Origin of the sequence: Sphingobium sp. (assembly GCF_003248505.1) — a bacterium.
Classification (GTDB): domain Bacteria; phylum Pseudomonadota; class Alphaproteobacteria; order Sphingomonadales; family Sphingomonadaceae; genus Sphingobium.
In genome coordinates this window covers 1-12264 of the sequence record NZ_QFOA01000099.1, presented here as the reverse complement: position 1 = coordinate 12264, position 12264 = coordinate 1, and the positions used below count along the sequence as shown (strand labels likewise).

At 57.5% G+C, this 12264-nt stretch carries 11 protein-coding genes and 1 pseudogene; 6 read left to right on the top strand and 6 right to left on the bottom strand.

Annotated elements, in window-relative coordinates; genetic code table 11:
* Positions 1 to 153: 153 nt before the first annotated feature.
* A complete protein-coding gene (locus DI606_RS18255; protein WP_293985314.1) occupies positions 154 to 2655 on the bottom strand; it encodes an FkbM family methyltransferase in 2502 nt (833 codons plus the stop codon).
* Between the two features lie 579 nt (positions 2656 to 3234).
* Here DI606_RS18255 and DI606_RS18250 point away from each other — a divergent pair.
* Both DI606_RS18250 and DI606_RS18245 read left to right on the top strand, forming a co-directional pair.
* Complete coding sequence (locus tag DI606_RS18250; RefSeq protein WP_367119493.1) at positions 3235 to 3954, top strand: AAA family ATPase; 720 nt, start codon at positions 3235 to 3237, stop codon at positions 3952 to 3954.
* Entirely contained in the window at positions 3951 to 4316 is a 366-nt protein-coding gene (locus DI606_RS18245; RefSeq protein ID WP_293985312.1) for a hypothetical protein, read from the top strand. Before DI606_RS18250 ends, DI606_RS18245 begins: the two co-directional genes overlap by 4 nt.
* A 36-nt stretch (positions 4317 to 4352) precedes the next feature.
* Here DI606_RS18245 and DI606_RS18240 read toward each other — a convergent pair whose 3' ends face one another.
* Positions 4353 to 4622, bottom strand: coding sequence for a hypothetical protein (locus DI606_RS18240; protein WP_293985311.1), 270 nt, complete (start codon positions 4620 to 4622; stop codon positions 4353 to 4355).
* Positions 4623 to 4771: 149 nt separating this feature from the next.
* Here DI606_RS18240 and DI606_RS18235 point away from each other — a divergent pair, with 149 nt between their 5' ends.
* Positions 4772 to 5854 (top strand): IS5 family transposase, encoded by a 1083-nt coding sequence (locus DI606_RS18235; protein WP_293985310.1) that lies wholly within the window; start codon positions 4772 to 4774, stop codon positions 5852 to 5854.
* Positions 5855 to 6072: 218 nt separating this feature from the next.
* On the opposite strand, the gene DI606_RS18230 is transcribed toward DI606_RS18235, so the two are convergent.
* Positions 6073 to 7107 (bottom strand): helix-turn-helix domain-containing protein, encoded by a 1035-nt coding sequence (locus DI606_RS18230; protein WP_293985309.1) that lies wholly within the window; start codon positions 7105 to 7107, stop codon positions 6073 to 6075.
* 499 nt (positions 7108 to 7606) lie between these two features.
* Complete coding sequence (locus DI606_RS18225; protein ID WP_293985308.1) at positions 7607 to 8500, bottom strand: replication initiator protein A; 894 nt, start codon at positions 8498 to 8500, stop codon at positions 7607 to 7609.
* Positions 8501 to 8567: 67 nt separating this feature from the next.
* Between DI606_RS18225 and DI606_RS18220 the strand changes: the two genes are divergently transcribed.
* Entirely contained in the window at positions 8568 to 8780 is a 213-nt protein-coding gene (locus DI606_RS18220) for a hypothetical protein (RefSeq protein WP_293985307.1), read from the top strand.
* Between the two features lie 52 nt (positions 8781 to 8832).
* Positions 8833 to 9198, top strand: a pseudogene (locus DI606_RS18215) (cupin domain-containing protein); the annotation flags it as partial.
* 123 nt (positions 9199 to 9321) lie between these two features.
* Here DI606_RS18215 and DI606_RS18210 read toward each other — a convergent pair.
* Positions 9322 to 10920, bottom strand: a complete 1599-nt coding sequence (locus tag DI606_RS18210; protein ID WP_125961256.1) for an ISKra4 family transposase — start codon at positions 10918 to 10920, stop codon at positions 9322 to 9324.
* Between DI606_RS18210 and DI606_RS18205 the strand changes: the two genes are divergently transcribed.
* On the top strand, positions 10919 to 11515 hold the full coding sequence (locus DI606_RS18205) for a recombinase family protein (RefSeq protein ID WP_061772305.1): 597 nt from the start codon (positions 10919 to 10921) through the stop codon (positions 11513 to 11515). The two genes, DI606_RS18210 and DI606_RS18205, sit on opposite strands and share 2 nt — an antisense overlap.
* 3 nt (positions 11516 to 11518) lie before the next feature.
* Here the strand turns inward: DI606_RS18205 and DI606_RS18200 are convergent, their stop codons facing one another.
* Positions 11519 to 12211 (bottom strand): plasmid pRiA4b ORF-3 family protein, encoded by a 693-nt coding sequence (locus DI606_RS18200; RefSeq protein ID WP_293985306.1) that lies wholly within the window; start codon positions 12209 to 12211, stop codon positions 11519 to 11521.
* Positions 12212 to 12264 lie beyond the last annotated feature (53 nt).

Here is a 12264-nt window from a genome sequence, read left to right as displayed (position 1 = left end):
TGGACTCCGCAAATTCTCCGTTAAGCGCAACGAAGACCTCATGCGCGCCACGGTTGTGCGCCATCCACTGGGTCAGGGATAGGCCGTAACGGCCTATTCCCCGGAACCGACTGGAACCGCCCTGTGCGCCCTGAAGATCGATTACAATACGCATCATGCGTGCCCCTTGTTCATTGATACGCCCATTGCATGCTGAAGCCGCACGATGATCCGGCGGGCTTCAGGGGGCATGTCATTCATATCGACGGCTTCGAGCGGCGCGACCGGGCGAACCACTTGATTAAAGGCCATGCCGGCCATCGTTACGTCCGCTGCATGAGGGGGAAGGTCACCCGGCGCAGATTCTGTGGAGTGCGGAGCAGCGCGCAGCTTTGCGCCCGTATCATGGAAAAGTTGCAGCAGCGCTTCTTGCTGCTGGTGTTGCTGCCGATCGCTGGGTTGAGAACGCCGCAACCAATGACGGCGGTGTTTCTGCTTCTGGCGCTCGGCGTCCATGAGACGGTCAAGCTCGAACCACAGGCTGCCTGTCGACCTCGCCTCTTTCGATCCTGCGATATCCCGCTTGACCTGCTCCCGTTTCACACCGCGGGCCAGCATCCCCGCATAGTGCGCAAGCCCGGCCGCATCGGGTGTACGGTGCATGTACCGGTCATAAAGCCAGCTTATGAAGTCTTCATCGGATTTTATTTCGACCGTATTCTCATAAGATTTCTTATATTCTGGCGACGAAATAATTTCGAACAGCATCTTACTTCGGCCCAATCCCGCACGCAATGAGCTGCCATGAATTCGTAATTCCGATTGATCGGGATTTCTACCTAACAACAAATTGTATGACATTATTATAAATTGATCTAGACCTAGGCTCATAAGATCAATAATGTTTTTGCCGTGTAGGAAGGGCATATCGACGTTCTTCAATTTGCTATTATCCTGGTGCATGGCAGGGTCGGAATAAACCGCAGAGTGAGGATTAACTTCATCATCTGGATTGCCCGACGAGCTAGGCGCGATATTGCCTATCTCCATCGAAACCACAACATCCGATGCACGAACTATCCGTAAGATATTTTTAATTTTTTCCGGAAAGTCACTTATCTTCGATAGGCAATTGGCATATGATAATATTTTCAATACCCTACTTGACATTAAATCTATAATGGCAATTTGAACATAAGATATGTATTTTATTAAGTAATTTATAATATTATCTTTTTTTGACAACAATATATTTAAATTTTGAATTTCTGAATTCATATTCACAATTTTATTTTCGTATTCTTCTATCTCTCGAATAAAATTCGTCGATTTCTCGTCATTTAAGGATTTTATCGAAGCTAAAGCAGAAGCGTGCATCTCTTCCTGCAATAACAAGGTTCTGGTAAGGATTTCCTCACGCTGGATGACTGCGTCTAGCTGTGCTTGGGCCACCTCCAGTTGCCGGCGAAGTCCATCTTGCAACTCTCGCACTCGTATGCGCGCTTCTTCCATCGCCTGCTCTGAGCGGGACTGAGATTCGCGTTCGCGCGCCAAAACCGCAATCATGCTCTCGGCATGCCTCTTCTCTACAGAGGTTAAAAGATTTGTGAGAGCTGATTCGCGGGAAACAGCCGAATTTAGCTGCGCTTCAACAGCTCTCAGCTCTTCATCGGCCTGTGTACGCGCATGCGCTATGAGTTGGTCTGATTGGTATCGAGCCTCATGTTCCCGCACAAGGAATTCATCATGCTTTATCTGCAAGCGCTGCCGAAGTTGCCTGCAACGGTCCAGCCAAAATCGTTTCTGGGTAGTAGCAGAGGTGATAATGGCCTTTTCGCGCTTTTGCGCTTGATCGAGCTGGTCGTTTGTTTCGGAACGAATTTGCGAGACAAGCGCGTCTGCTTGGGAGCGGATCAATTCCGCGTCCACAACCATGCGCGCTTCCAATTGTGAGATCGTACTTTGATGATCACGAACAATTTCGATTACATGGTCTGAGTGCTGACTAATTTGAAAACCGTCAAATATATTTGGTGGATAGGAAAAATGATGACTTAGCTCTTTATGATCAGAGCTGAGATAAAATCTATTCAAACCGTCGCTATATACTGCATTATATGCTTTATCGGTAATAAGCTTCTCCCACTCCAGAAAGTTGCTTATCTGCGTGCCCGGCTCAGTAGATTCGACCACAATAATCCAGGGTTTTCGATCAAGATTATTCCAACCATTTAGAACCGATTTTTCGCTTCCCTCAACATCGATCTTGAGCCAATGAATTTCGCGATCAGGATTAATTAAAAGTATATCGTCTAGTGTGATCGAAGATACTACGATAGACTGATATTCAAAATTTTTTGATTTATGACGATCTGCTATATATTTATTACTGGTTGACAGTCCGGTGCCTTCTATTTCGTAAAAAGTACATAATCCTTTTGTATCAGATACGATCGCTTCTATTATCTGATCTTGAGGTCTATCTGATCTCAACATATCTGCATAAAGTGGAACAGGTTCGACATGAATCCCTGTCCAACCATGCTCGGAAAACACCTTGCTGACAGAATCTTTGATAGGGTGTTGCGCGCCTATATCGATGAAGAAGCCACATTCCACATGATGCAAAGCTCGCCACAGCATGACGTCCTCAAAATTTTGGGCAAAACTTTTCATGATTAGACTGACTCTTTAATTTCGATATTACCGCAACGCATTGGTATGTTGTTTGGGAGAAATGCATTGCTGCCATAAGATGTATTGCAGCCACGGCGCCAGCAATGACCAAAGAATGAAAACGAACATTGGGCCTGCGATTGCGGTAGCATCACGCTGACGGTGGATTGGGGCTGCATTCGACCAATCTTCCAAATCGTACAATTGGTACCTGTGTTACTCGAACAAGCAAACCCCTTGCGAACAGTTGTGATTTTCTGATCAGCTACAAAGGGCGTCGGCAACCGAAAAGTTTCTGCGTGCAGATACAAAGTCCTCTTCCCAGCTATTTATCGCCGCATTCGGCCGATTTAAGAGTAGCCTCTCTCAATGGTACTCCTAGTTATGTTCGCATGTTTACGCACTAAAGGTTCACTCACATAGGACTATCGCGACGAACAGGGGCAAATTCATTCTGGCAACTATCTTCTTCACTCCCATAATGCCCATTTCGGGTCCGTAGAAAATCAAAGTGATACGAGACATGGCAGCACATATCGCTCCCACAAAAGATTGACTAGATCGATATCAGATAGCTACATGGTAGCTGAAAGGATATCCATGCCAACCATCGCCTTCATAAGTCCTAAGGGAGGCGTCGGGAAGACCACGGCTGCCCTCCTCCTCGCCTCGCAGTTGGCGCGGGGTGCGAGGGTGACGATCATTGATGCCGATCCCAATCATCCCATCGCTTCCTGGGGCAAGGATTCCGCCCTACCCGACAATCTGTCGATCCTCGCCGATGTCGATGAGGACACTATCCTCGACCGGATCGAGGATGCGGCGCGGCAAACCCCTTTCGTCATCGTCGATCTAGAAGGCACAGCGGCCAAGATCGTGTTGCTGGCCGTCAGCCAGGCCGATCTGGTGGTCATCCCGATGCAGGGGTCACAACTCGATGCGGAGCAGGCAAGCCGGGCTATCCGGGTGTTGAAGCAGCATGAAAAGATGACTGGACGCGCCGTGCCCTATGGCGTGCTGTTGTCGCGGACGAGTCCCATCATCCGCACGCGGACCATGGGGCATATCCAGGATGGGCTGACCGATGCGGGCGTGCCGATGTTTGCGACGCAGTTGCATGAGCGCGAGGCGTTTCGGGCGATTTTCTCTTTCCGCCAAACGCTCGAAGCGCTTGACCCGAAAGAGGTCGCCAATCTGGACAAGGCGATCGCCAATGCCGAACTGTTCGCGGTCGAGGTGATCGAGCGGCTGCGCAAGAGCCGGGGCAAGGGCGCACGACAGGAGGATATGACAGCATGAGCCGGGCCAATCCTTTCAGCGACCTCGACGATTTCGCGTCCGACGGCGCTGCCAAGCCTGTCCCTGTCGCCGCGATCGACGCGATCGCGGAGAATGCCGGTTTTCCAAGCCGCAAGGCGGGGAAGGGAGCCACAAGCGAGACAGCGACGTGGACAGCTGAAACGCGTGTCTCCTCCCCTCCCCCGCCCTCCGGTCCGGCGCGCGCGCCACGGCGGCACACCACGGGCCGCAATCGGCAGATCAATATTAAGGCGACCGAAGAGACGATCGAGGAGCTCTACCGGATCGCCGACAAGATGGGGGTGCCGCTGGGCGCGGTATTGGAACGGGCGCTAACGGCACTGGCGGAAGATATTGAGTAGCTATCGGATAGCTTCCCGATAGCTATCGGGAACTCGTCAGCTATCCCGACGCATGGCGTCGATCATGAAGCGCCAGATATTGGCGGCGTCGCTCTGGTGCGCATAGTCGGACTCGCCCTCCCCCACATGGCGGACGATTTCGGCGCCGGCTTCCTTCATGATATCGCTCGGTTCGTGGATCGCGGCGAGCACTGTTATGACTTGGGGCACATAGGCGCGCCAGGCAGGGTTGCCCTCGACAAGGGCGCTATCGTCTTGGCCCTGTGCCTGGCAGAGGGCGCGGGCGGCTTTTTCGATCACGGTCATGTCTTGATTGCTCGCCGGAACGATGCAGGCGGTCAAGCGAAATGACGACGCGAGAGAAGGGATTGCCCTAACACCTGGACATCTCGAAAAACGCTGGCCTTTGAGGGCCAGATTTGATTCACTTCGTCGGCACAGTGGCGGAGGCAGAGATGGCAGTACAGCCGGGTTTCTTTGATCTTTCGGACCGATATGAGGCGCTGAGCGCGGCAGGCGATCCGCTGGAGCGGTTATCGGCGGTGGTGGACTTCGAGCTATTCCGGGGACCGCTTGTGGCTGCGCTGCGACGTGGTCCTCGTAACAAGGGCGGACGGCCGCCGTTCGATCCGGTGCTGATGTTCAAAATCCTGGTTCTACAGGCGTTGTATTCGCTGTCCGACGAGGCAACCGAGTTCCAGATCAAGGACAGGCTATCGTTTCAGCGCTTCCTGGGCGTGGGGCTGGAAGGCACCGTGCCGGATGCCACCACGGTCTGGCTGTTCCGCGAACGGCTTGTGAAGGCCAAGGCGATCGACCGGCTGTTCGCGCGTTTCGATGTCGCGCTCAAGGACCAGGGATATCTGGCCATGGGCGGTCAGATCATTGATGCCACCGTCGTGCCCGCACCCAGGCAGCGCAACACCCAGGAGGAGAAGATGGCGATCAAGGAAGGCCGTATTCCCAAAGAATGGACGCCGGCCAAGGTCCGGCAGAAAGACCGCGATGCGCGCTGGTCGATCAAATATAGCAAGGCCAAAGTCCAGGAAGGCGCCGATCCCAAAGCGGCAAAGCCGGTCGATCTGGCCATCCCGATGTTCGGCTATAAAAATCATATCGGCATCGATCGGGCTCACGGTCTGATCCGCACCTGGGATGCGAGCGCCGCCAATGCCCATGATGGGGCGCGACTGCCTGACCTGATCAGCAAGGAGAATACCGCCTCGGGTGTCTGGGCCGATACCGCCTATCGATCGAAGAAGAACGAGGCGTTCCTCGCCAGGGGCATGTTCACCAGCAATATCCACCAGAAGCGCCTGCCCAGGCGGCCGTTGCCTGAACGGATAGCCAGAGCCAATGCAAGGCGTTCAAAGGTCCGCGCTGCCGTTGAGCATGTCTTTGCCGGACAGAAACACCGCATGGGCCTCGTCGTCCGTACCATCGGCATCGCTCGCGCCAGGATCAAGATCGGCATGGCCAACCTGGTCTATAATTTCCAGCGCCTCGCATGGCTCGAAAGCCGAACTGCGCCTGCATGACAGGAAATCTGTGTGCAGAGAACGTCTCAATACGAAAATCACACCGCCAACAGCGGCTGAAAACCGTAGCTCGTCAGACCCGCATGCCCCGTCCTAACCGATGAGGCCAAAACCACCCGGTTTTTCGAGGTGTCCACCTCTCTCGGGACGTACGCCAACGCCAATTATCAGAAGGATATCCGATGACTACCATACGGATCGCTGATAGCTATCGGATACTAATCTCGCGAGAAGCTGTCGGTCTCTTGGACAGTGGTATTGGGCGTTGCCCAAGCCACTTGCTCCTGCTGGGGAGCATTCGCGCCGCGAAGCGGTGCGTTCTGTGTTGTCGGCTCGAGTGGTTGGGGCGGCGGCGTGTTCAGCATTCGGAGTGTTCTATTGTAATTGATGCGTTGGCCGGTTGAGGCCAACTCCGCTTTTTCTTTTATAAAGGATTTCATGAGAGGTTGCGGATGATTTTGAGACTCACGCTCAGGGTCTTCATCTCGCCGGTCGAGCGCCGCCTCGATCCGGGCGAGAACCTTGGCCAACGCGCCTGTCTCCATCGTCTTGCGCCGCTCCTGCGGACAAAGCGCCTGGCGCATCGCCGCCAAATCCTCCTGCCTATCAGCCTCACGCTGGACCGCGTCGTCGGGGAGGGGGGCAGGGCGCATCCAGCGGGGTAGATAGCGCGTAACGCTGTCGGGCAGGAAGGCGCGATAGACGTTGGAAGTCTGGGCATAGCGCGGGCCGGGGCCGTCGCCCTCCACCTTCTTGAAGCGGCGCTGCCGCACGAGGAAGCCGATGCCTTCGAGGATGCGCAGCGCGCGCGCGACGGTGGCGCGGCCGAGGCTGGTCGCGTCGGCGAGATAATCGTAGCTCGGGAAGACGCGCCCCTTGTTGAGACGGGCCAGCGTCAGGATTTCCTCGAACACGCGCACGCTGGCCGCTGTCAGCGTGGTGAGCCGCCGCTCGGCAGGGGTCAGCACGCGACCGTCGCACCGGGCTTCGCGGCGCAACTGCCGCCCGGCGTCGAGAATACGGCGCGCGGCGCGCAGCAGCCGGTCGGTTTCGCCCTTGGCGGGTGGGGTGAAGAAGAGATGCTCGAACGTCCCTTCCTCCACGCTGTCGCGCAGCACCGGCGCCCCGGTGGGGTGGGGTGCGCCAGAGCGGCTCTTGCGCCAGCCATCTTTGTAAGAGGCGCGCGGCTTCGCGCCCGGCAAATGTGCACCCAGCGCGCCGACCAGCGCCTCGCCAAAGGCAAGCGTTCCCATTCGTCCCTCCTTTATGGAAGGCCGTCACCAGACAAAAAGAAGGCGTGGCGCGAAGCGCGCATCCTTGAAACCGTAGGGAAACTGGCGTAGGAAGAAGGGGTTGTGTTGCCTTTTATGGCCCCCGGTTCGACGTTTGGCGACGTCGCTCCACTACTCCAACGGATGCCCGGCCTTCGTGCCGGGTATTCTTTTATGTGGTCACAGCCGCCCTTCCATGATCCCCTGACCGGCATCGACCGGCCCAGCTCATGCTCGCAAGGCCAGATGCCGCGAGCGGACCCATGATCGCAGCTAATCTCCTATTTCGAAAGGCCTTCCGGTTCGTGCTTTCGAGTAGGAATGCAGAAAATCATTCGTGCTTTCGAGTAGGAATGGGGATTCAATTCGTGCTTTCGAGTCGGAATTGCCGTTCCCCATTCGTGCTTTCGAGTAGAAACTCCCGTCCCAATTCGTGCTTTCGAGTAGGAATTGCCCGGCCTTGCGAATCACCCCGACCGGCTCACGCCTCGGCGATCTCTTCGTCCGCTTCGGTGAGGGCAGGGGCGCGGCGGGTGACGATCACCCGCGCCTTGGCGGGACGACGACCGACCTTGCGCTCTTCGCCCTCCGCAGGCGGCGGGGCAGGGGCATCCTCGATCAGGCGGATGTCGTAATCGGGAATGGCGTTGGCGGCCACGACCTGGCGCATGGCGATGCGGAAGTTCGACAGCGGGTTCTGGAAGCCGATCTGGTGGCGCAGAAGGTCGAGGTCGAGGTCGAGCGGCTCGCCCTCCACGCAGGTCGATCGCGCGACCTCGTAGATGCGCCGCTCGATCGGGCCGAGCTGGAAATAGGTGTTGGCATAGTCGAGCACCTGCCCGTCCCGCAAAATGGCGCGAAAGAGCCAGTCGCACAGCCGTACCTTGACCGCTTTCAGGCGTTTTTCGCCCTTCCCCGAGCGTGCATATTGCAGCCGCGCTTCCGATAGCCAGGAAAAGAAGCCCTCCTCGCCCTCGCCGCCCGCCTCGATATTGGTACGGATCTGCGTGCCCTGAAGCCGCTCCAGCGCGTCGGACAGGCGCGAGTAGGAGCGAGCGCTGTGATTGGCGCCGGTGACGGTGAAAAGATCGTGCGCGGTGAAGGTGAAGTCCTGGCTCACGTCCATCCCCGCCTCGATCTTCGCGGCCATGAGGCTGGCGATATAGAGAACGATTTCCTTGTCGTAGATGGTCGCGACCCCGCGCGCGGACGGGCGCACCTCGATCTGGACGGTGGAAGTGGAATAGGCGAGTGGCTTCATCCACGCATTCTTGGCGAGCGCAAAGAAGGGAAAGGCCATGAGCGACCGCTCGCCGCGGATCTCGCCCATCAGCGGGCTGTCGAGCTGGAACAGGTCGCCCTGCGATTTTCCCATCAGTCGGCCCCTCTTGGCATGGCGATCCTATTTCTACTCGAAAGCACGAATTGGAGCTTCGGAGGCGGTGATCGCCATCCTGCCGTCCACACAGGACAAGGAGGACAATCAGCCGGGCTTCTTCGTCGCGGAAATAGAGCATGTGCGCGCCTTCGGGAAGCGCTCGATGGTTTTCGCGCACGGTTGCGGGCCGCCCGGTCGTTTGTGCATTCTCCAGCGCGTGCAACAGGACCTGACCGTGCGGAAAAGGTACTTGTTAGGTATCCTTAGGATATCTTAAGGATACCTATGAAAAAATTTAGCCGCATGCGCCACAAGCCGAAACCTTTCCCAAAGATCATCGCCCCTGGGGCTGGTTCGAAAGCTTGCTGGTCGGCGGGCGGTTCCAGGTCAAGCGCATCACCGTGCTGCCCGGCCAGTCCTTGAGCCTGCAAAGCCATTTCCACCGCTCGGAACACTGGATCGTGGTCGAGGGGACGGCGCGGGTGACGCTGGACGGCGAGGTGTCGCTGCTGACCAAGAACCAGTCGATCTACATTCCGGTGGGCGCGCGGCACCGCATCGAAAATCCCGGTCGCATCCCGACCGTCTTCATCGAAGTGCAGACCGGCCCTTATGTGGGTGAGGATGACATCGTGCGCTATGAGGACAGATACGCGCGGGGGTGGGGCATGACTGCTTGCAATCGTATATCTTAGCTATCGTAACGCGCTATGGCTCAGCGGAAGCCGCGATCCTCATGAGTGTGGATACCGCTGGGACAGCTTAACCGTCACAGATGCATTTGGGGAGCATGAGGGGGAGCATGAGAAAGTTGGGGGTCATGCCGCCTTCCGTTCGTCCCTCCACCTCTGAAAGTCATTGGCCAACGTGCCATCAAGGGTACGGACGCGGAGTTGCACAAGCAGATGCACCCCTCTGGGCGTCCACTGCATCTGTTGCTTCTTTGCGAAGCGCTTTGCGACGACCTGGTTGACGGTCGATTCCACGAAGGCGGTCGAGACTGCTTCGCCATATCGTCGTCGCTCGCCATAGTTCGGGATCATGCTGGCATTGGCGCTGATATAGCTTTCGAACTCCCGCAAATGCTTGAGGAGATTGCGAGCTTGCGGCGAGACCTGTGGGTGGCTCATCGGCTCGTCGGTGACATCCGGATCTGTCGCACCAAGCATTCTGGTCTCGACGTCGCCGATTAGGTCGAGAGCACGGCGCCAGTTGCCGTGCCAGAGGAAGTGCCGAACTCGCTCGAGAGTGGCGACGGCCACGTCTTTATCCGTCTCGGATGGGGGCGGCAATCCGCGCGCGATCTGCTGCATGACCGTCACCCGCATGGCGATGTGGAAATAGTCGAGGACATGCTCGGCGTTCGGCCGCATGTCCCATTGAAGATTGCGGACGTTCCTGCCACCATCGGACATGAAGGTGATCTCACGGTCCATCCCGACGCCTTGCTCCAGCAGCAATTCATGAAGGCGACGACGCGGCCTGTCGTCATGTCCGACCACGAAGCCGAACCGGCGCGTTGGCTCGCTAATTTCGCCATCCTCGCCCGGATCGACGACGGACTTACCCACGATCACCTCGAAATTGTTCGGCCGATCGTACCATGATCGTACATAGCCTCCATCGATCCCGACAGTGACAGGCGGTCCTGGCAGCGGACCATCGGTCCAGTCCGCCTCGCAGCCTTCGATGAAACAGCGTCGCTCGGTGCCAAGCTCGGCTTCCAAACGCTCCGCGACGCGTAGGGTGTCCTGCCGGATCGTCGTCGCGTTGATCGCGTCACCGATCGGAAGGACGTCGGCAAGGCGTTCCGCGGTGATGCCGTAGGACGCGAGCGAAGCCCAGCGCGCCTCTAGCTCGAGAAGGTCCGGCGTGACGCGTTCGGGCAGCGCCGCCACGATCGGCGCCGCGATACCCGCTGTGGGTTTACATGTACATCGCCGGAACCTGGTACTTGGCACGGCGATCTTTCCGAACGGCGTGCGCACCATGATCGAACGATGATCCTTGATTTGCCTTGCTGATCCGCAGCACGGACAAGCGCGCTGGCGGCGACACCAGTCGAGCGCCTGGGTCTGAACCACAGCGAGCTGCAGCGCGGCCAGCAGTCGCTTGCTCTCCGCGATCCTGAGACCGAGATCATCGATCGTAAGCGTGTCGTCGTCGCGTTCGATGACGGCGATGGATATGCCGCTGGTTGGCCTGTCGTCCGTTGCTGCGGTGAGGGTGATGGTGAAGCGCATGAGCTCATTCCTCCATGAAGAAGGGAACTCATTGGCCGGCACATCGGTGCCGCCGTCCGAAACCGACCGGTTACGGTCACCTACAGCTAACCCTGTCCATAAAATAGCCTTACCATCTTGCGGACACACCAATTTTACTGGACACCCCTTCCGGACAATCGAGGCCGGATCCATGTCACGCACCTTTGCCTATCTGCGCGTTTCGACCGTCGACCAGACGACCGACAACCAGTTGCACGAGATTGAGGCCGCTGGCTTTGCAGCGCAGCCGCGGCGGATCGTCGCCGAAACCATCTCCGGGTCGGTTGCGGCGAAAGAACGCAAGGGTTTTGCCCGGTTGCTTGACCGGCTAGAGGATGGCGACGTCCTCGTCGTCACCAAGCTCGACCGGCTCGGCCGCAACGCGATGGATGTGGCGAGCACCGTCGCCGATCTCGATCGCATGGGCGTTCGCGTCCACTGCCTGGCGCTGGGCGGCGTCGATCTCACCTCGTCGACAGGCAAGCTCACGATGGGCGTTATCAACGCGGTCGCCGAATTCGAGCGCGACCTGCTGATCGAACGCACCCAGGCCGGGCTACGCCGCGCGCGGGCGGAGGGCAAGGCCATCGGACGGCCTGCGAGCCTTACAACAGACGAGCGCGCCGAGGTCGAGCGCCGCCTTGAAAGCGGCGAAACCGTGTCCGCGCTCAGCAAGGCGTTCTCGACAAGCCGGCAGACGATCATGCGGGTACGCGATGACAGACGCGCTCAAGCCGAGCTTGCCTGAGCATCAGTCCACAGACATTGGCCGGTCCTTGCCGACAAACTCAGCCTTCAACGCGAGATTGATGGCGCGGCGATCGATGGAATCTGGATCGTAGCGCAGCAGCGGATCATCTGGACCGTCGAACCCGGCGCGGTCAGCTGGCGTCCACTCTTCGCCGTCATCTTCCTCGCCGTCGCTGGTATCGTTTTCATCCAGAAAGTCATCCAGGCCATTTCCCTGATCGAAGCGCAATTCATCGAGACGTTCGAGCAATCGCTCATATCCACCCGGTCCGCCGATATCCTCAGGCGGACCGGCGCGAGCACCATCGGTGCAGACCGGCCAGGGCTTGTCTGCGCTCGGTTGTTCACGCGCTTCGACGCGGATCTCGTGCTCCCAGAAATCGCCGAAGTCGTATTCGTACATCATGCGTTGCCGCACTCGCAGCGACAGGTCGGCAAGTGTCAGTTCCCTCAGAATTTTCCCGTCCTCGACAAGGTGGTGACGCTCACCCGTCCTTTGCGTGCCGAAACGGCGCCCATGCACCTTGAAAGCATGGAGATGATAATCTTCCCAACCAAACGCGATCTGGATTACCCGGTGCAGACCAAAAAGCGTCAGATCGCTGCGAACCAGCAAGCGTCGCCAAATCATCGGCGATATATCCCGGAGGCCGACCTTCAGACGGTAAGCGACAAGCAGAGCCGGTTTCGACATGCTCCTAAAGCTACCGGATCAGCACCGTCACCCCCAGCTTTTTTATGCCCCCC

Excerpts from the sequence above, each read along its gene's own strand:
- DI606_RS18230 (WP_293985309.1), bottom strand. The coding sequence starts at position 7,107 with ATGGGAACGCTTGCCTTTGGCGAGGCGCTGGTCGGCGCGCTGGGTGCA.
- DI606_RS18205 (WP_061772305.1), top strand. The coding sequence starts at position 10,919 with ATGTCACGCACCTTTGCCTATCTGCGCGTTTCGACCGTCGACCAGACG.
- DI606_RS18255 (WP_293985314.1), bottom strand. The coding sequence starts at position 2,655 with ATGAAAAGTTTTGCCCAAAATTTTGAGGACGTCATGCTGTGGCGAGCT.
- DI606_RS18235 (WP_293985310.1), top strand. The coding sequence starts at position 4,772 with ATGGCAGTACAGCCGGGTTTCTTTGATCTTTCGGACCGATATGAGGCG.
- DI606_RS18225 (WP_293985308.1), bottom strand. The coding sequence starts at position 8,500 with ATGGGAAAATCGCAGGGCGACCTGTTCCAGCTCGACAGCCCGCTGATG.
- DI606_RS18200 (WP_293985306.1), bottom strand. The coding sequence starts at position 12,211 with ATGTCGAAACCGGCTCTGCTTGTCGCTTACCGTCTGAAGGTCGGCCTC.
- DI606_RS18245 (WP_293985312.1), top strand. The coding sequence starts at position 3,951 with ATGAGCCGGGCCAATCCTTTCAGCGACCTCGACGATTTCGCGTCCGAC.
- DI606_RS18210 (WP_125961256.1), bottom strand. The coding sequence starts at position 10,920 with ATGGATCCGGCCTCGATTGTCCGGAAGGGGTGTCCAGTAAAATTGGTG.
- DI606_RS18240 (WP_293985311.1), bottom strand. The coding sequence starts at position 4,622 with ATGACCGTGATCGAAAAAGCCGCCCGCGCCCTCTGCCAGGCACAGGGC.
- DI606_RS18250 (WP_367119493.1), top strand. The coding sequence starts at position 3,235 with ATGGTAGCTGAAAGGATATCCATGCCAACCATCGCCTTCATAAGTCCT.